This window comes from Pseudomonas siliginis (assembly GCF_024072275.1).
Classification (GTDB): domain Bacteria; phylum Pseudomonadota; class Gammaproteobacteria; order Pseudomonadales; family Pseudomonadaceae; genus Aquipseudomonas; species Aquipseudomonas siliginis.
The window spans coordinates 3,140,808-3,159,432 of sequence record NZ_CP099598.1; the positions used below are offsets into that span (position 1 = coordinate 3,140,808).

The 18,625-nt window shown below is 59.3% G+C and carries 14 protein-coding genes; 2 read left to right on the forward strand and 12 right to left on the reverse strand.

Annotated elements, in window-relative coordinates:
• Window positions 1-472 precede the first annotated feature (472 nt).
• The 9 genes from NF676_RS14480 to NF676_RS14520 all read right to left on the reverse strand — a co-directional run bounded on the left by NF676_RS14480 (window position 473) and on the right by NF676_RS14520 (window position 11,355).
• Window positions 473-1,843: a TolC family outer membrane protein gene (locus tag NF676_RS14480; RefSeq protein ID WP_252886265.1), complete on the reverse strand. Its 1,371-nt coding sequence runs from the start codon at window positions 1,841-1,843 to the stop codon at window positions 473-475.
• A 2-nt stretch (window positions 1,844-1,845) separates the two neighbouring features.
• Complete coding sequence (locus tag NF676_RS14485; protein WP_150635184.1) at window positions 1,846-3,195, reverse strand: HlyD family type I secretion periplasmic adaptor subunit; 1,350 nt, start codon at window positions 3,193-3,195, stop codon at window positions 1,846-1,848.
• On the reverse strand, window positions 3,192-4,964 hold the full coding sequence (locus tag NF676_RS14490) for a type I secretion system permease/ATPase (RefSeq protein WP_252867671.1): 1,773 nt from the start codon (window positions 4,962-4,964) through the stop codon (window positions 3,192-3,194). Before NF676_RS14490 ends, NF676_RS14485 begins: the two co-directional genes overlap by 4 nt.
• A gap of 179 nt (window positions 4,965-5,143) precedes the next feature.
• Window positions 5,144-5,566, reverse strand: a complete 423-nt coding sequence (locus NF676_RS14495; RefSeq protein WP_159894617.1) for an AprI/Inh family metalloprotease inhibitor — start codon at window positions 5,564-5,566, stop codon at window positions 5,144-5,146.
• A gap of 91 nt (window positions 5,567-5,657) precedes the next feature.
• Window positions 5,658-7,103, reverse strand: coding sequence for a serralysin family metalloprotease (locus NF676_RS14500; RefSeq protein WP_056789836.1), 1,446 nt, complete (start codon window positions 7,101-7,103; stop codon window positions 5,658-5,660).
• 463 nt (window positions 7,104-7,566) lie between these two features.
• The gene (locus NF676_RS14505; RefSeq protein ID WP_150740902.1) at window positions 7,567-8,652 is read right to left on the reverse strand and encodes a polyamine ABC transporter substrate-binding protein; all 1,086 of its coding nucleotides are present in this window, start codon (window positions 8,650-8,652) and stop codon (window positions 7,567-7,569) included.
• Window positions 8,653-8,707: 55 nt separating this feature from the next.
• On the reverse strand, window positions 8,708-9,052 hold the full coding sequence (locus NF676_RS14510) for a cupin domain-containing protein (protein ID WP_095180089.1): 345 nt from the start codon (window positions 9,050-9,052) through the stop codon (window positions 8,708-8,710).
• A 31-nt stretch (window positions 9,053-9,083) separates the two neighbouring features.
• A complete protein-coding gene (locus NF676_RS14515) occupies window positions 9,084-10,490 on the reverse strand; it encodes an NAD(P)/FAD-dependent oxidoreductase (RefSeq protein ID WP_252886266.1) in 1,407 nt (468 codons plus the stop codon).
• 52 nt (window positions 10,491-10,542) lie between these two features.
• Complete coding sequence (locus NF676_RS14520; RefSeq protein WP_056789824.1) at window positions 10,543-11,355, reverse strand: AraC family transcriptional regulator; 813 nt, start codon at window positions 11,353-11,355, stop codon at window positions 10,543-10,545.
• A gap of 265 nt (window positions 11,356-11,620) precedes the next feature.
• Between NF676_RS14520 and NF676_RS14525 the strand changes: the two genes are divergently transcribed.
• Window positions 11,621-11,893: a DUF1652 domain-containing protein gene (locus tag NF676_RS14525; protein ID WP_041480416.1), complete on the forward strand. Its 273-nt coding sequence runs from the start codon at window positions 11,621-11,623 to the stop codon at window positions 11,891-11,893.
• 50 nt (window positions 11,894-11,943) lie between these two features.
• Here the strand turns inward: NF676_RS14525 and NF676_RS14530 are convergent, their stop codons facing one another.
• The gene (locus tag NF676_RS14530) at window positions 11,944-14,418 is read right to left on the reverse strand and encodes a UvrD-helicase domain-containing protein (protein ID WP_252886267.1); all 2,475 of its coding nucleotides are present in this window, start codon (window positions 14,416-14,418) and stop codon (window positions 11,944-11,946) included.
• Window positions 14,419-14,677: 259 nt separating this feature from the next.
• Here NF676_RS14530 and NF676_RS14535 point away from each other — a divergent pair, with 259 nt between their 5' ends.
• Window positions 14,678-15,373: a pirin family protein gene (locus tag NF676_RS14535; RefSeq protein WP_016774845.1), complete on the forward strand. Its 696-nt coding sequence runs from the start codon at window positions 14,678-14,680 to the stop codon at window positions 15,371-15,373.
• 55 nt (window positions 15,374-15,428) lie between these two features.
• On the opposite strand, the gene pgm is transcribed toward NF676_RS14535, so the two are convergent.
• Window positions 15,429-17,075 carry a phosphoglucomutase (alpha-D-glucose-1,6-bisphosphate-dependent) gene (pgm, locus tag NF676_RS14540; protein ID WP_252886268.1) on the reverse strand — a complete coding sequence of 549 codons (1,647 nt, stop codon included), beginning with the start codon at window positions 17,073-17,075 and terminating at the stop codon, window positions 15,429-15,431.
• 108 nt (window positions 17,076-17,183) lie between these two features.
• Window positions 17,184-18,584, reverse strand: coding sequence for an aminotransferase-like domain-containing protein (locus NF676_RS14545; RefSeq protein WP_252886269.1), 1,401 nt, complete (start codon window positions 18,582-18,584; stop codon window positions 17,184-17,186).
• Between the last annotated feature and the right edge of the window lie 41 nt (window positions 18,585-18,625).

Here is an 18,625-nt window from a genome sequence, read left to right on the forward strand (position 1 = left end):
CGCTCAAGTCGATGCAGCTATCGCAGGCCACTCGGTCAGTCCCCTCTCCCTCTGGGAGGGTCAGGGTGAGGGCTGTTGCGCGACCACAAATGCTTCGTCCACCCGCACCAGATCCTGCTCATTAACGTCTCGGTGCAAAGCCTCAGATCCTGCGGTGTCGCCCGTTACCCTCACCCCAGCCCTCTCCCAAAGGGAGAGGGAGCCGACCGTGCTGTCTTCAGTTATTCAGCGACCTGGAAAACCAGTCGATTAAGGATTCAGCACAGCTCGTTCAAGTCGGTGCATCTCGCCAATCTCCCCGGATCGGTCCCCTCTCCCCAGCCCTCTCCCAAAGGGGGAGGGAGCCGACCGTGTTGTCTTCAGTTATTCAGCGACCTGGAAAACCAGTCGATTACGGATTCAGCACAGCTCGTTCAAGTCGGTGCATCTCGCCAATCTCCCCGGATCGGTCCCCTCTCCCCCTGGGAGAGGGTTAGGGTGAGGGCTGTTGCGCGACCATAAATGCTTCGTCCACCCGCGCCAGATCCTGTTCGTTCAAAGTCCCGGCGTAGTAATGCAATTTGGTCCAGGCCATCAGATAGTCGTAGCGCGCCTGGGCCAGGTCGCGGCGGGTGGTGAACAGTTGCTGCTCGGCATTCAACGCATCGAGATTGGTGCGTTCGCCGCCCAGAATGCTTTGTCGGGTCGAGACCACCAGTGCTTCCGCCGACTTCAAAGCCTTCTGATAAGCACGCAATTTGTTCACGCCCGAGAGGCAGGCGCTGAACTGTCGGCGCAGTTCGATCAAGGTTTCGCGGGTTTTGCCATCCAGTTCGTATTCGGCCTGTTCCATGGTGCGGCTGGCCTGACGTGTGGAGGCCGACACCCCGCCGCCGGCGTACAGCGGCACGCTGACTTCCAGGCCGATGGTGTTGGTTTCGTAGCGCTGGTTATAGGTGTTGCCGCTTTCGGACTCGTTGTCGCGCATCGAGGCATAAGCACTGACTTTCGGCAGATGCCCGGCGCGGTTGCGTTCGACTTCATAGCGCGCCACTTCCACGGCCTGACGCTGCGAAGCGAGGTTCGGGTTGTTGCTGATCGCCAGTTCATGCCAAGTGTCGAAGTTGGCCGGTTGCAGCGTGAAGGTCTGAAATTGCTGACCAAGCGGCGCCAGATCGCCGATGTCCACTGCCGGCACGCCCACCAGCGCGCCCAGCTCACGCAAGGCGGCATCCTGCTCGTTGCGCGCTTCGATTTCCTCGGCAGTCGCCAGCTCATAGCGCGACTCGGCTTCGAGAATATCGGTGCGCGTGCCCTCGCCCTGCTTGAACATGTGTTCGTTCTGCTGGAACTGCTGCTCGTAGGCCTTTTTCTTCGCCTGGGCGATGTCGATCTGGTCCTGGGCGAACAAGGCTTTGGTGTAGTTATCCAGCACTCGCACCAACAGTTCCTGACTCTTGCCGCGAAAGGCTTCGTCGGCAAATAACGACTGCGCCACGCCTTTGCGATACGCCGCGTAAGCTTCGTAATCAAGCAGCGGTTGCTGCACCGTCAGCGCCGAGCCGTAACTGTTGTAGTTGCGCTCATCGGTGCGGTTGCGCGCGCGATCATCCAGAGACGTAGCCTTGGACGAGTTGCGGCCCTTGTTGTAGGTGTAGCCGATCCGTGGCAGCAACCCGGCGCGGCCAATCGCGCGGTTTTCCAAGCCAGCATCGCGCTCCTTGATTGCACCGAGGAACACCGGATCGTTGCGCAACGCCTGTTCGTAAATCTCGAATGGCCCCATGGCCGCGATTGCCGAGTGACTCGCGAGCAGCGTCATTGCGGCCCCCAGTATGCAAAGCTTTTTCATACAGCCGAACATCCTTATTCCTCGGTCAACGCAGAACCGGCGCGATCGAGCAGCGGTTTGAACAAATAGTTGAGGAGTGAACGCTCACCGGTGCGCACGAACATTTCCGCCGGCATGCCGGGCTTGATCACCAGACCGTTGAGCTTTTCCATGGCCTGATCGCTGACGCTGCTGCGCAACACGTAATACGGCACGCCGGTTTTCTCATCGACCATCTGGTCAGCGGAGATCAGGCTGACTGCGCCGGGCACGCGCGGGGTTTTGCTCTGGTTGAAGGCGGTAAACAGAATGTCCACCGGCAAATGCGTGCCGACCTTGTCGATCAGGTTGATCGGCAAGTGCCCCTCTACTTCCAGGGTGGTGCCTTGCGGAACGATCTCCAGCAGGGTTTCGCCCTGACGCACCACAGCGCCTTCAGTGTGCACACCGAGGTTGACTGCCACGCCATCGGCGGTGGCGAGGATCTCGCTGTGTTGCAGGTCGAAACCGGCGGAGGTCAGCTGTTCGGACAACGTCACGCTTTTGAGCTGGGCATCGGCCAGTTGCGTGCGAACCTCCTTCTGGTATTCCTCGCCGTGCTGCTGCAACTTCAGGCGTGACTCAAGGATGCCCTGCTCCACGCGCCCGCTTTCACCGGTGTTTTCCGCCAGTTGCTGCTGCACTTGCGACAGTTGCCGTTGGTAGTCCATCAAGCGGTTGCGCGGGATGTAGCCGTTGTCGGCCAGCGGTTGCAAGTTGCTCAATTGTTGTTGCAGGGAACTGGCCTGGGCATTGAGGTCGCTGCGGGCGCGGCGCATGCCGGCCAGTTGTGCGGTGGCGCCTTCGATATTGGCGCGCAGTGCCGCTTGTTCCCGGGAGAACGCTTCGCGGCGGCTGCTGAACAGTTGCCGCTGGCCTTCCAGCACCAGCGCCAGGCGCGGGTCCGGGTCGTTGCTCAGCTCGGCCGGAAAGCTGACTTGCTTGAGGTTGTCGCGCTCAGCTTGCCAACGCGCGAGGCTGGCCCAAGCCATGCGGTACTGCGCCTGCAGCGATTGCACATCGGCGGCAACCTGCGTCTGATCGAGGCGGAACAGCGGCTGGCCCTGCTTCACGATCTCGCCTTCGCGCACCAGAATCCGGCTGACCACGCCGCTGCTCATCGACTGCACGGCCTTGCGCTTGCCCGAGACCACCACCGTGCCCTGCACCGGAATGCCCTGATCCAGCGGCGCCAGTGCCGCCCAGGTGAAGAAACTGCCAGCGCCGACGATGGCCAGAATCCAGCCCATGCGCGCGAAGAATTTCGCATCGCGCTCCGGGCGCTCGGTGAGGTAGGCGTGTTCCATGTTCGCTTCGTTTTCAGTGTTCATGCTGGCGCTGCTCATACACCCGAATTCCTTGTCGAGGGCTGATACTGCCGGCTCATGCTGAGCCCGCCCGGTGTTTGTGCGGCTTTTTCGCGTTGCTGTTCGTGCTGGCCGGACAGTGCCTTGAGCACATCCTGACTCGGGCCGAACGCCTGCAAGCGGCCATCGTTGAGCACGAGCAATTTGTCAGCCTGAGCCAGCACCGAAGAACGGTGCGTGACCAGAATCACCGTGGTGCCTTGCGCCTTGAGTTGCGCGATGGCGCTGGCCAGTGCGGCTTCGCCGACGGTGTCGAGGTTGGAATTGGGTTCATCGAGCACCACCAGACTCGGCGTGCCATATAGCGCGCGGGCCAGGGCCACGCGCTGTTTCTGGCCACCGGACAAGCCGCTGCCGTCCTCGCCCAGTTGCGTGTCGTAACCTTGCGGCAGGCGCAGGATCATCTCGTGGACACCGGCCTGTTGCGCGGCGGTGACGACTTTTTGCGGGTCGGCTTCGCTGAAGCGCGCGATGTTCTCCGCGATGCTGCCGCTGAACAATTCGATGTCTTGCGGCAGGTAACCGATGTAGGGACCAAGCTGGTCGCGGTTCCAGCGGTGAATATCGGCACCGTCGAGGCGCACCGTGCCGCCCAGAACCGGCCACACGCCGACCAGCACTCGAGCCAGCGTCGACTTGCCGGAACCAGACGCGCCGAGCACGCCGAGCACTTCGCCAGCACTCAGATTGAAATTGACCATGTGCAAAGTGGCCGCACGCTGCCCCGGCGGGCCGGCGCTGACTTGTTCGAAGCTGATCTGGCCTTTCGGTGCCGGCAGTGCCATCGCCTCGTCGCTAGGCGGAAACGCCTGCAACAACGCATCAAGGCGCCGGTAAGCCAGCTTCGCCCCACTCCACTGCTTCCAAACGGCGATCAACTGATCGATCGGGCTCAGTACGCGCCCCATCAGGATCGAACCGGCGATCATCATCCCCGCAGTCATGTCGCCCTTGATCACCAGCAACGCGCCCAGGCCCAGCACCAGGGATTGCAGGCATAGACGCAAGGTCTTGCTCAGCGAACTGATCACCGCGCCGGTGTCGCTGGCCTGGTTCTGCAAGCCGAGAAAGCGCGAATGCACCCCGAACCAGCGCTTGCGCAGCGAGCCGAGCATACCCATCGCCTGAATGGTTTCGGCGTTGTGCAAGTGACTGGTAGCCAACTGACTGGACTGCTGGGAAAAACCGGCGGCTTCGCCCAGCGGTTTTTTGGTCATGTATTCGTTGAGGCAGGCCAGTGCGATCAGCAGCAACGCGCCTGCCGTGGCCAGCACGCCAAGCCAGACGTTGAACAGGTAAATGACAAACAGATAGACCGGGAACCACGGCGCATCGAAGAAGGCGAACAGCGCCGGGCCGGTGACGAACTGGCGGATGTGGGTCAGGTCGCCCAGCGACTGCCCGGCGTTACCCTCACCCTTGAACAGGTTGCGCTCGAACGCGGCCTGATAGACGCGCAGATTGAAGCGCCGCTCCAATTGGCTGCCGATGCGGATGACGATAAAGCTGCGGATCACTTCCAGCAGGCCGATGAAGGCGAAGAACCCGACCACCATCAACGACAGCATCGCCAGAGTGGTTTCGTTCTGTGACGACAGCACCCGGTCGTAAACTTGCAGCATGTAGATCGACGGCACCAGCATCAGCACGTTGATCAACGCAGTGAAACAACCGACGCTGATCAGAATGCTTTTATAGTCGCCCAATGCCTTGATTAACGGAGCGGCCGGAGACTTCGCCATCTTCATTGATTCTTCCTGAGTTCATAGTCTCGTCGGTGCGGACGAGCATTCCATTGATATTTCGCGTACCTGCCAAAGATCATTTGCAAGTAGTGCTTACAATTTCATAACAAGTTGATCGGCTTCGCGGTTATAACGCTCAGTTATTGCAGTACATCAACTTCGCGCAACTACCCAGCCACCGCTTAGTGCCCGACGCGTTCGAGCAAGATAAGCAATTGCGAACTCAACCTGCTTGTGTAAGAGCCATCCCCCCGGCGGCTGAAAAAGGCGATTTTCGAACCATCCTTGCCAGTGATGGCAATGCCATCGGGTTCTGGAAACCAACCAATCGGGGCTTCGCTCAACCACGCGCCCAGACAATCGGCGCCCTCGCCCAAGGTCTTGTCTGGCGCAAGATCGACAACGCATGTGTTCGACGGCTTGTCTTGCAACGACCGCGTTTCGGGTGTGTCGTTGTGACCGGTCAATGTGGCCTGCCAGCGCCCGGCGAATGCCGAGGGTTCTTCGAGTCTGAGGCTGCTTGCCATGCTTGTCGCTCCGGTCATCATCAGCGTGACTGCCATCAGCCATGCCATCGTCGTGTCAGTTAAAACGTATCGAGTCATAGGAAATTTCACTTCCGCTCGTAGCCTTGCTCGGGGATCAGGCCGATGCAAGCGAAGAAAGCGACGCACGAGGCGCCGCTTTCCTTTCACATCACGCCACGATGTCGCTGGTCGCTGCCTGGCCAACGGTGCTGACGATGAAGTCAGCCACGCCATGCCCGGAGAAATCCACCGACAACAGGCTATTGCCGCCCGACGAGGTCAACACTGCGTCGCCGGCCGAACCGGTGAAGCTGTTGACGAAGTGCAGGCCCGCACCGTTGGTGATGCCGGTCAGGTCGATTTTGTCCAGACCGCTGACGAAATCGAGGATCTGATCGATCGCACCTGGCTTGGAGTCCGAGCTGGCGGCGAACACGAAAGTGTCCGAACCGGCGCCGCCCCACAGCTTGTCGGCACCGCCAGCGCCGTACAGGATGTCGTTACCGGCACCGCCCTTGAGCTCGTTGGCCACGCTGTTGCCGATCAACAGATCGCTGCCCGAACCGCCAATCGCGTTCTCGATGACCGCGCCCTTGGCGATCGACACGTTACCGACCATGCCGCCAACGTCGGAGAACGAAGCGCTGTTGAGGTTGATCTTCTGGTTCTGGGTGAAACCGGAGAAATCCAGGGTGTCCTTGCCGCCGGCATCCCACACCGAGAACACCACTTTGTCGCTCGACGACGACGCGCTGAGGAAATCGCGGCCGGTATTGGAGTTGAAGCCGTAGGTGGTGTCGCCGGTGCGGGTGGTGGTGTTGGCGCCGTAGAGTTTCTGGATGGCTGCGATGTCGTCCATCAGCGGGCCGGACGAATAGGCTTCGACGCCGCCCTTGCTGAAGTTCTGGTTGGTGTTGCTCTCGCTCCAGTAACTCATGACGCTGTAGCCACGGGTGTCCTGGCCGTAGGTCGCGTCGTTGTAGGTCGGGTTGCCGTTGCCGGCGTTGTAGTCGCCAGGGTGAGCAAGGCCCAGGGTATGGCCGATTTCGTGGGTCAGGGTCTGACGACCGTAGTTGTTCAGATCCGGGTTCTTGTTCTGCGTGTAACCGCTGTTGATCAAGTACCACGAGGTGCCGTCATAACCGGCGCCGGTCCCCGGCAGATAGGCAAACGCCGCAGCGCCATCCTGGCCACCGCTGTAGTTACCGAAGGTCATGTGCCCGTCGCCGCCCGAGGCTCTCTCGGTGAAGGTGACATTGGCCACATCGGCCCAGGACTGCATGGCGAGCTTGGCCTGCGCCTGTTGCTGCGCGCTGAACTGACTGAACCCGGTGATCCCGTGCTTGTTCATCGTGCTGTTCGAGGCCGAGGTCAGGAACGTATAGGTGAGTTCGATCTTGCCGCTGCTGTCCTTGTCCTGATAGGCAGCGCCGTCACGCAGCAATTGCGTAGCCGCCTGATCGACGGTGTACGAGGGTTTGCCATTGACCGTGAGGTTGCCGCCACGGTCATACTGATGGCTGAAGCTATTGATCTGGTTGTACGCCGAGCTGAAGGCAGCCAGCTGGAAAGCTTGTTCGGCGGAATCAACAGCATTGGTTTTAACTTTCGACATAAACACACTTCCTTGTTTAGCAATGGAACAGTTTTTGTCCGACAGGACGATCTTTGGCGAGATCGTCCTATCACTCGCCCAATGAAGGCGTAACGAACCTGACACAATTGGAAATCTGTCGTAAAGGATTTTTTTGCGATCCAATTTGGTGGTATCAGGAAACTGCCGTAAACAAAGCGTGCGGGGAGGAAAGATTGTTTTTAGTTGTAGCGAGGGCGCAAATTGTCTGACGATTTTCTATTTAAATATTAAATATCGCTAAGTTTGAATTTGTTGGGCAAGTCACACTTTCAGTCAGCGGTGCCAGTGCTTTGATATCAACTATGCTGATTCATTGAATAACAAATGTGGGAGCGAGCCTGCTCGCGAAGGCGCCAAGCCAGTCAACATAAGTGTCGAATGACAAACCGCTTCGCGAGCAGGCTCGCTCCCACAGGGGTCTTGTACGTTGGCCTGAAAAAACTCAGCTACCGGTGCGAATCTTGTTCCAAACCCGCGTCCGGATCCGGTCGATATTCAGCGGCATCGCTTCCAGCGCAAACAGCTTGCCCATCATTTCCGCGCTCGGGTAAACCTTGGTGTCGTTCTTGATCGCCGGATCGATGAGCGTGTCCGCCTGTTCGTTGCCATTGGCGTAGTGCACGTAGTTGGTGATGCCGGCCATGACATCGGGGCGCAGCAGGTAATTCATGAAGGCGTAGCCGGCCTTTTCGTCCGGTGCGTCGGCGGGCATGGCGACCATGTCGAACCAGATGGCCGCGCCTTCCTTGGGAATCGCATAACCGATCTCGACGCCGTTCTTGGCCTCCTTGGCGCGGTTCTCCGCTTGCAGGATGTCGCCGGAAAAGCCGACTGCTACGCAGATGTCGCCGTTGGCCAGGTCACTGGTGTACTTGGAAGAATGGAAGTAGCTGACATAGGGCCGCACTTTCATCAACAGGGCTTCGGCCTTCTTGTAGTCTTCGGGATTCTTGCTGTGGTGCGGCAGGCCGAGGTAGTTAAGTGCCGCCGGGAGCAGTTCCGGGCCGTTGTCGAGGATCGCCACGCCGCACTTTTGCAGTTTTTCCATGTATTCGGGTTTGAAGATCAGATCCCAGGAATCCACCGGCGCGTCGTCGCCCAGCACCGCTTTGACCTTGGCGATGTTGTAGCCGATGCCGGTGCTGCCCCACAGATAAGGGAAACCGTGCTCGTTGTTCGGGTCGTTGGTCTGCAAGGCTTTGAGCAGTGCCGGGTTGAGGTTCTTCCAGTTCGGCAACTGACTCTTGTCGAGTTTCTTCAGCGCCCCACCCTGAATCTGCCGCGCCATGAAGTGGTTGGAAGGGAAGACCACGTCGTAACCGGATTTGCCGGTCATCAATTTGCCGTCGAGGGTTTCGTTGCTGTCGTAGACGTCGTATGTGACGCCGATGCCCGTGTCTTTCTGGAAATTCTTCGTGGTGTCCGGGGCGATGTAGTCGGACCAGTTGTAGACCTTGACCGTCTCGGCCGCGTGACTGACGGAAGCGGCCAGCAGCAGCGGCGCCAATGCGAGGGTTTTCTGGATCATGGGGCGATTCCTGTATGGGCTTTTTTTGTTGGCAGGCAATCAAAGGATCGAACAATCAGAAAATCAGCACGTAGCTCTTGCGCACGGTTTCCTGGATATCCCAGATCCCGAGCGTGTTGGCTGGCAACATCAGTGCGTCGCCGCCTTGTATGTGCAGGGTTTCGCCGCCACCGTCGGGGGTGAAGGTGCAGCGCCCGGAAATGAAATGGCAGAACTCCTGCGCGGTGATCTGCCGCCGCCAGCGGCCCGGGGTGCATTCCCAGACGCCGGTTTCAACGCCGTCATCGCGCTCGACGCTGGTGGTCGAGGCAATTGCGACGCGCTCGCCGAGGGGCACGGCGACCGGGCTGGATTCATCGAGTTCGAGCGTGGCGGTGTTCTTGAATTGGGTGATGCTCATGGCGTGACCTGTTTATTGAGGGAACCGGCGTTTAGTGCATGAAACCTTCCATGAACCCGGCGACTTGGCTGGCGAGCTTGCGCCGCCAGGGCGCGGTCGCCGGATTGGCCAGCGTCTGGTCTTCATGCACGAAACTTTTGATGATCGCGTTGTAGCCGAGCCAGCGGCATGGCTCTGGCTCCCAGGCACGCAGCGCGTGAATGCCACCGTCGGGCAGGACCCACGGTTGTTGGGTCAGCTCGCTGTCGCGCTCGAGAATCAGATCGGCCAGGGTGCGCCCGCCAAGGTTGCTGGCGCCGACGCCCTCGCCGCCGTAACCGCCCGATAGCGCGATGCCGTTGGCGCGGTCGCAGAGCATGTGCGGTTTGAAATGCCGCGACATGCCGAGGTTGCCGCCCCAGGCTTGGGTGATCTGCACATTTTTCAGCTGCGGGAACAGTTCGCCGAACAGATAGCGGCGCAACTCGACTTCATCGCGAGTGAGGTTGAAGTCATGGCGCAGCTTGCCGGCGAACTGATAGCCGCCACGGGCGCCGAAAATCAGGCGGTTGTCGGCACTGCGCTGGCCATAGGTGACCTGACGGCTGAATTCACTGAAGGCCTGGCCGCGATTGAGGCCGATTTCGTCCCAGGTCGCGGCGGACAGTGGCTCGGTGGCGACGATCAGGCTTTGCACCGGCAGCTGATAGCGGCCCAGCGGCGGCAACGTCACCGAATAGCCTTCCACGGCCGGGACGATCCAGCGGCTGCGTACGCTGGCCTTGGCAGTGCGCAAACTGCCGGATTGCCAGTGGGTAACCGGGCTGTTTTCGTAGATTTTCACGCCCATGTTCTGCACGGTACGCGCCAGGCCACGGACCAGTTTCGCTGGGTGAATGGTCGCGACATGGGGGGCGAAGATGCCGCCGTAGGGCTTGGCTACGCGGATCTGCTGGGCCAGTTGCTCGGGACTCAGCCAGCGGTAATCGTCGTCAGTCAGGCCTTGGGCATGCAGCTTGCTCAAGTAACCGCGCAGAACGGTTTCCTGCTCTGGGTAGCGCGCGGCACAATACAGCACCCCGCCCTTGCGGTAATCGCAGTCGATGCCTTCGCGTTCAACGACGATCTCTACTTCATCAGGAATGCTGTGCAGCAGATCAAACGACGCCCGCCGTTGCTGCGGCGATAAGCCTGCGAGCAAGCGATCCTCACCCAGCAAGTTACCCATCAGCCAGCCGCCATTGCGTCCGGACGCACCGAACCCGGCGGTTTGCGCCTCGATGATGGCGATATCCAGGCCGGGCGCCTGTTTTTTCAGGTAGTACGCCGTCCACAGTCCGGTGTAACCGGCGCCGATGATCGCCACGTCGACATCTAGATCCCGCTCAAGCGCAGGGCGCGCCAGCAGCGGTTCATCGAGCTGATCCATCCACAAACTGATCGTGCGCCACGCCGACATGCCAGACTCCGCCACTGAAAACCTTCGATGGCGTCGATCCTAGTGGCTGCCTTCAGTGGATGTCTTGCGCGCGTGCCCGCAGAGAAATTTGTTTGGCGTAGGCCTTGGGCGACTGGCCGGTGTGCTCGCGAAAGCATTTGTAAAACGCCGACAGCGAATTGAAACCGGCGGCAAACGCCAGCTCGTCGACGCGCAATGGCGGTGCGGCGCTGTCCAGTGCACGCAGCAAATGCTGCAGGCGCGCCTGGTTGACGTAGCGATAAAAGCTTTGCCCGAGTACCTGATTGAGCAGATAGGAAATCTGATTGCGGCTGTACCCGCACTCCTTCGCCACCCTTTGCAGGTCAAGCTCAGGGTCCAGATAAGGCTGCTGCTTCTCGAAATACTGCTGCAGGTCTTCGGCCATGAAGCTCAGTTGGCGCGGTGACAGACCGAGACGACTGACCGCCGGACGGCTCGGTGCCGAACTGCCGTTGGTTTGGGTACGCACCAGCGAGGCGTATTCATTGACGCGCCATATCAGGCCGTCCTTGACCGTGATCGCTTCGCTGGAACGGAACGACACCAAACCATCGCCGCCACGCAAGGTCACTTCGTACTGAATGAACGCGGTATTGCCATCCACCCGAATGCGGTCGCAATGCTCGAGCAGTTCGTCGGATTCTCGCGGCATGCTCACGCGCACGTACTCGCGTAACTCATCCAGTCTGAGTACGCGATTCTGAAAGAAATCGTTGTACTGGATATCGGCGTGATAAAGCGCCATGACGCTGTCCAGATCCCGGTGTTTCCAGCTCAGGTGATAGCGCATGACCGTGGCGGCCGTGGCCTGGGTCTGTTCTGGGCCGTCGTCATCGGCGTGCATAAGCGGCTCGGCGAAAAAGAACCGAGCTTGCCCAACTTCGTCTGCCGCTTCAATGAAAAATCCATGGTGGCGTTTTGGCGATAATCGATGAGCCAGTGACTTACATCAAAAAATGCGAATCAATCGCTAAACGGACTGAAAAAACTCACAGTTTTTTCACACACGGATGCTACTTTTAAAGCTCAAGCACTGGTTGAGCCAATGAAGGCTCTTCCCACCTAACATGAGCAAAAGGAAGCGCTCGATGAAGCAGGCGGGCAACACCATGAATAAAGGGTTCAGCAAAGTCACCTTTCCAAATGCTTGCCAGCTGATGCGCTGGCATTTTCATCCCATGGGTTTCGAGGCGACGATGGATGCGCCGGGCAGCCTGATCGCCCGTCTGTTTGATCGTGCCAGCGGCGAAACCATGATCGCCATTGCTGGCATTCCCTGCGCAACGGTGATGAACGCGGCAGACGTCGAGCGCATCATCGAAGCCATCGAAGATGAGCTGGAAGCTTTCACTCCTCCGGAATCTCTCAAGAACTACGCATAACCACCTGATTTAAAACAAAAAGCCCGCAGCGATGCGGGCTTTTTTATTGATCAGGCGCTGGCCTTCTCGGTTCGATGATCGACGAAGAACGGCTTGCCCTTGGCAACTCGATCCGATGCCCTCGGCATGTTTACCGCTTGGGTTTCCTGCGGTTCGACGTACCAGTAGCAATGGCTGACGGCGCGCGTGATACCAACGTAGGCAAGGCGCAGGATTTCGTCTTTTTGCGCATTGTCGTACGGCTCGCTATCGCCACTTTTGCCCAATCCCGCCATGCGATACACCTGGTTCTTGTACGGAGAACTGGTCAGATGCTGGCAATCACCCAGCAGGAATACCGCATCAGCCTGCAAGCCTTTGGCGCTGTGATAGGTCAGCTGTTTCAGCCGCCGCGCATCATAGGGCAAGCTCGAATCCACATTAAGTACAGGCTGAATATGCTGCTCAATCAATACCTTATCGCTGCTTTTTCGATAAAGCATCAGGATTGAATCACCCCGCCGGTAATGCTCGGCCAGACGCTGCCCCAACGCTTCATCGTCACGCTCAAGCACGTTGACCGGGTGAAGCGGCTTGGGCTCACCACTGGCCTTGGCCTTCTTGCCTGCGATCGCCGGCGCTGCACGGACAATGTGTTCAGCGGCGTCGATGATGTGCTGGTGGCTGCGGTAGTTGTCACTGAGCATGACCCGCGTGGTGCTCGGCGACGGAAATTCCTTGTTGAACTCCATGAAGTAACTCGGAGAACTGCCGCGCCAGCCGTAAATCGACTGCCAGTCATCACCGACGCACAATAGCGACGACCGCTGCGCCCCTCGCCCAACGTGCATGGCCGGGCCACGGCTGCGGATTTCATTGAGGCTGGCGCGAATCCACGAAACGATCTGCGGCGATACGTCCTGGAATTCGTCGATCATCAAATGCGCCATCGGCCGCAGCAACTCATCGCTGAGCAGCTTGAGGTTGTCCGGCGAGTGTTCGCTGAACAACGCGAACATGCGGTTGTAGGTCATCACTGGCGGTTTCTGATCCAGCAGGTGATCTTCAAATGCGCGCCAGAACAGGCTCAGGGCCTCAAAGAAAAAACGATCAGGATCGTCCTTGGCGAAGCTCATCCGGCTGACCGCGTCCGGCACATCCAGGCCGAGGTTTTCGATGAAGCCCGCCGCGGCGACAAAACAGTCCAGCAATGGCGCCGATGCCAGCTCGCCCTTGACCTTGTAATCAAATCCGGGACCGGCGCTGGCATCTCCGGCCAACGTCGCAAGAACGCGCCTCGATGACTCGTAACTATCCAGCCATATCAGTGGCTTACGGCAGAAAGCTTGAAACAGGGTGCGCTTGACCGCCCATTCTGCGCGGACACTCAGCTTGGCGTTGGGTCGGGTTAGCTGGGCGTTTTCCCTGGGATCAAAGCCGAGCACCACCCAGGCATCGAGGCTGGGAATATAGCCGTGAGCGTGGAACTTCGAGCCATTGATTTCGAAGGCCTGCCGATTCGGCTCGATGCCTTTAATGGGCCACGCCCCTGCACGAAACCATAAATCTTCAATCACATCGCAGAGCTCTTCATCGCGCTTGGCCGCCAGTTCGGTGACCGCCATGCGTTTCTGCACATCGGGGTGGTCGCGTTCCAGTTCCTTTAATTGCAAACCCGCACGGGACAGCGGCAGGATCAATTGACGGAAACGCTCATCCTCGTTGAACAAGCGGTGGTAGCAGGCATTGAGTTGCTGCCGTTGCGCGTCGTTGATCCGCAGGTCAAACGGATTGCTGTCGACCTCCTCTGCGCCACTTTGCGGGCGGTCGCTGAGGTTTTCGAAGGCCTGCAAGCGCTCGAAACCCGGCAGGCTGCGCACCATCGGCAGGATGCGCGAGTGGAAGGTTCGCACCAGTTCGCGCGCCTGCTTGAGGTTCAACGGCTGACCCCACAGCGTGAATATTTCGATGAGCTTGTTGATGAAGTCCTTGCGCGATTCACGGGTGAAGGTCACCACAGTCATCGAATCCAGCTCAAAACCCAGATAATGGCTGAGCAACAGTATGCGCAGCACCAATGTGGTCGACTTGCCGGCGCCCGCACCGGCGACCACCGAGGTGGACGGCGTATCGCTGAAGATCATTTTCCATTGCGCGGCGCTGGGCTGGGCGTGGGCCGGGAGCAAACGAGCGACGTCAGCCTTGATGCGTTTTTTCAATTCGGCGGTGAGCGGCAGGCGCCAGTCATCGAACAGGTTGTTATCGACGCTGGGCGGCCGATGCTCGGTGTTGCGGCTGTCGCGAATCAGCAGAACCTGGCGGCCCTCTTCCAGCCCCTCGAGCTTGCCTTCCTTGAAGCCGTACTCGACGCCTGCTGTGTGGCCACTGCGAAATCCGTCAGCTTGCCCGTGCAGCCACGATGCCCGGTGCTGCGCGCGCAGCTTGGTCAGACCGTGACCAAAGAATCGCGCGGCCAGACGCTTGAACCAAGGCATCTCGGCCAGTGGACGAAGTTCAGGGGGAAGATCGGGGGTGTGTTGCGCCACGCTGACGGACTCCAGGGTGTGAGGCTGTGGCGGCTATGGTGTCTGGATTTGCTGATGAGTTCTAGCGAAATGCTTACAGGTCATCGGTTTAGGCGACGAATTGAAAGTCGGATAAGACGATTTCGAGGCACATTCCCATCAAATAAACTGATCATGATGCGGCAGTTTTTGCGCTTTTTATCGATGTTTACCTGATAGATGATCGTCGTCATCAACCACGGGGCCCGCCCCCTGACGAACCTAATTTAAGGAGACGATCATGCTTGAACTCAGACCCTTCAGCTCGCTGGGCGGCGCCCATCATGGCTGGCTGGACGCGCATCACCACTTTTCGTTTGCCGAATACTACGACCCGCAGCGGATGAGCTGGGGCAATCTGCGCGTGTGGAACGACGACATCATCGCTGCAGGCACAGGTTTTCCGCAGCATCCGCACCGCGACATGGAAATCATCACTTACGTGCGAGAAGGTGCCATCACGCACCAGGACAATTTGGGCAACAAGGGCCGCACCGAAGCTGGTGATGTACAAGTGATGAGTGCCGGCACCGGCATCGCCCACAGCGAGTACAACCTCGAAGACAAGGAAACCAAGATCTTCCAGATCTGGATTCTGCCGACCGAAACCGGTGCGCCGCCGTCGTGGGGAGCCAAGCCGTTTCCCAAAGGCGAGCGCGAAGGTTTTGTCACCTTGGCCAGCGGCAAGGACGGTGACGATGAAAGCCTGCACATTCGCGCCAATGCGCGCCTGGTGGCGGCGAACATCAAGGCCGGTGAAACCGCCGAATACCGGCTCGACGAAGGGCGTCGCGCCTATCTGGTTCCGGCCACCGGCGTGATCGAGGTCAATGGCTTGCGTGCCCAAGCGCGTGACGGTGTGGCGGTAGCCCATGAGCAAGTGCTGACGGTCACGGCGATCGAGGACAGCGAGATCGTACTGGTCGACCTGGCTTGATCGGCAAGGCAATAAAAAAGGGCAACCATTACGGTTGCCCTTTTTCATGTGCGCATCATTTGCTGGAAATGGCGCCATCTACCAAAGTTTGCGCCTCGGCCACCAGTTGCTTGAGGTGGTCGTCGCCGAGGAAGCTTTCGGCGTAGATCTTGTAGATGTCTTCAGTGCCCGAAGGGCGCGCGGCGAACCAGCCGTTTTCGGTCATGACTTTCAGACCACCAATGGCCTGATCGTTGCCCGGTGCATGGCTGAGGATGCTCTGGATCTTCTCGCCTGCCAGCTCGGTCGAGGTGACCTGCTCCGGCGCCAGCTTGCTCAGCAGTGCCTTCTGCTCAGGGTTGGCCTTGGCGTCGACGCGTACCGAGAACGGTTCGCCCAGTTCGTCGGTCAGCGCGCGGTAGGCCTGACTTGGATCGCGCCCGGTGCGCGCCGTCATTTCAGCGGCGAGCAAGGCAGGAATCAGACCGTCCTTGTCGGTGCTCCATACACCGCCATCCTTGCGCAGGAACGAGGCGCCAGCACTCTCTTCACCGCCAAAACCCAGCGAACCATCGAACAGACCTTCAGCAAACCACTTGAAACCGACCGGCACTTCGTACAGGCGACGGCCCAGGCGCTTGGCCACGCGGTCGATCAGGCCGCTGCTGACCACGGTTTTGCCCACGGCGGCATCAGCGCGCCATTGCGGACGGTTCTGGAACAGGTAGTCGATGGATACCGCCAGATAGTTGTTCGGCGCGAGCAAACCACCGGACGGCGTGACGATGCCGTGGCGGTCGTGATCCGGGTCGCAGGCAAACGCCACGTCGAAACGCTCTTTCAGGCCGATCAGGCCCTGCATCGCGTGGCTGGACGATGGGTCCATGCGGATCTGACCGTCCCAGTCGACGGTCATGAAACGGAACGTTGAATCGACCTGTTTATTCACCACTTCCAGGTCGAGACGGTAGTGTTCGGCGATGGCCGACCAGTAGCGCACCCCTGCTCCGCCCAGCGGATCGACACCGAGACGCAGCTTGGCATCACGGATGGCGTCAAAGTCGATGACGTTGATCAGGTCGGCGACATAGGTGTTCAGGTAATCGTGACGATGGGTGGTGCTGGCCTTGAGCGCCTGCTCGTAGCTGATGCGTTTGACCCCGGCCAGTTTGTTCGCCAGCAGCTCGTTGGCCTTGGCTTCGATCCACTTGGTGATGTGGGTATCGGCCGGGCCACCGTTGGTTGGGTTGTATTTGTAGCCACCGCTTTGTGGCGGGTTGTGCGACGGCGTGATGACGATACCGTCTGCCAGGCCGGAGGTACGACCGCGGTTGTAGCAGAGAATGGCGTGGGAAACTGCCGGGGTCGGCGTGTACTCATCGCCTTCGGCGATCATCACGGTGACGCCGTTGGCGGCGAGGACTTCCAGTGCGCTGGCGCCGGCCGGGGTCGACAATGCATGGGTGTCGATGCCGACGAACAGCGGGCCGGTGATGCCCTGGGCTTCGCGATACAGGCAGATCGCCTGGCTGATGGCCAGAACGTGCCATTCGTTGAAACTCAAATCGAACGAACTGCCGCGGTGGCCGGACGTGCCGAACGCCACTCGCTGGGTAGAAATCGATGCATCAGGCTGGCCGGTGTAATAGGCCGTAACCAGTCGCGGGATGTCGACCAACAGTTCTGCCGGTGCCGGTTTGCCCGCAAAAGGACTGAGTGTCATGCAAAAACCTCTGAAATCGGAGTGGTTCAGGAAATGCAGCGCAGTTTACTGGCAGTTTGACCACTGTGCGACGGGATGTATCCGAAACTCGCCCGATGTTTTTTAACGTTATTGGCCGGGCGACAGGCGCAAGGCATCGCCGAGCAAGCCGATGACACTCGGCAAATCCCGCTCGCCATGGTTCAGCGCGCTCAAACGCAGATGATCCGCATGCAAGCCCTGCAGACTGAACAGCTCGCCCGGCGCCACGATGATCTGTTGCTTGAGCAGGCGATGAAACACGCTTGCCATGTCGACCGGGCGTAACGAACGCACCCACACCGTCGCCCCGCCCGGCGGCTCGCCAATCTGCAGGGTATCGCCCAGGCGTTCGCGCAGTGTCTGGATCAACACGGCTCGCCGCTCACCCAGCATTCGCCGCAACACGAATAAATGCTGATCAAGCCGTCCGCCATTCAACAGCCGCGCAATCGCCTTTTGGCGAATGGGCGACAAGCGAAACGCCCGCAGCAGAAAATGGCGCTGCAATTCCTCGCGCCAGTGACGCGACAAGACAAAGCCGAATGGTGCTTCGGCGCCGATGAATTTCTCGAAAGTGGAAAACACCAGCAGACGATCAGGATCGAGCCAACTGCGCAAACGCTGCGAATCATTGCGCTCGTCAAGCTCGCTGTAGCAGTCGTTTTCCAGTACCCAGACGCCATGATGATTGAGCAACTGCGCCGTGGCCTGCTGACACTCGCGAGTGAAACCGTTGCCTTGGGGCGTGCTCAGTACGGAAGACAGCAGGATCAAACGAACCGGCTCGTTCTTCAGCAGTGATTCGAGTGCCGACAGATCGAGCACGCCTCGGGCAAGCAATGGCCACTCGATCACGCGTACTCCGCACGACTCGAGCAGGCGCAGGATGACCCAGTCGCACGGTGATTCGACAATCACGGTGGCCTGACGCAATCCAAGCACCGAAATCAGAATCTCCAGGACGCCACGCAGATCAGCGCCGATATAAATGTCATCGGCATGCCAGAAGTGCTCTGTCGAGCTGGTATACCGCGCCGCCAGCGCAACCCGCAGTTCCAGTTCACCGCAAGGCTGCACGAATGTCTGCAACTGACGCGGGTATTGACGCAAAAGCTCACGTTCCGAGGTCAGCAACGGACTGTCCAACGGTTGCAGCGAGGCCGGTTCGTCAGCACTCAACACACACATCCCGGGACGCCTGGCGTTGACGTACACGGTCTCCAGCAGGTCATTGCCGTTGCCGGGTGCATCCATGCTGAACTGCGCTTGCGCGTAATACCCTGACTTGGCGATCGAATAGACCCGGCCTTCCTTTTCCAGAAGCGAATAGGCGTATTGCACCGTTGAGATGGAGACATTCAGCCGGTCCGCCAGTTGTCGCAAGGAAGGCATGCGTACCGCCGCACCACCCCCGGCAGCATCAATCAACGTTGTCAGATATCGATAAACTGCCTGATAAACAAAGTCGTTGTCCCGCGCGCCCTTCACACCCTCATTTCCGTAGATATTGGTTCACAATCCAGGCTCTG

Coding starts and splice junctions, on each gene's coding strand:
- NF676_RS14485 (WP_150635184.1), bottom strand. CDS start 3,195: ATGAGCAGCGCCAGCATGAACACTGAAAACGAAGCGAACATGGAACAC.
- NF676_RS14480 (WP_252886265.1), bottom strand. CDS start 1,843: ATGTTCGGCTGTATGAAAAAGCTTTGCATACTGGGGGCCGCAATGACG.
- pgm (WP_252886268.1), bottom strand. CDS start 17,075: ATGACACTCAGTCCTTTTGCGGGCAAACCGGCACCGGCAGAACTGTTG.
- NF676_RS14490 (WP_252867671.1), bottom strand. CDS start 4,964: ATGAAGATGGCGAAGTCTCCGGCCGCTCCGTTAATCAAGGCATTGGGC.
- NF676_RS14510 (WP_095180089.1), bottom strand. CDS start 9,052: ATGAGCATCACCCAATTCAAGAACACCGCCACGCTCGAACTCGATGAA.
- NF676_RS14520 (WP_056789824.1), bottom strand. CDS start 11,355: ATGCACGCCGATGACGACGGCCCAGAACAGACCCAGGCCACGGCCGCC.
- NF676_RS14535 (WP_016774845.1), top strand. CDS start 14,678: ATGCTTGAACTCAGACCCTTCAGCTCGCTGGGCGGCGCCCATCATGGC.
- NF676_RS14495 (WP_159894617.1), bottom strand. CDS start 5,566: ATGACTCGATACGTTTTAACTGACACGACGATGGCATGGCTGATGGCA.
- NF676_RS14515 (WP_252886266.1), bottom strand. CDS start 10,490: ATGTCGGCGTGGCGCACGATCAGTTTGTGGATGGATCAGCTCGATGAA.
- NF676_RS14505 (WP_150740902.1), bottom strand. CDS start 8,652: ATGATCCAGAAAACCCTCGCATTGGCGCCGCTGCTGCTGGCCGCTTCC.
- NF676_RS14500 (WP_056789836.1), bottom strand. CDS start 7,103: ATGTCGAAAGTTAAAACCAATGCTGTTGATTCCGCCGAACAAGCTTTC.
- NF676_RS14525 (WP_041480416.1), top strand. CDS start 11,621: ATGAATAAAGGGTTCAGCAAAGTCACCTTTCCAAATGCTTGCCAGCTG.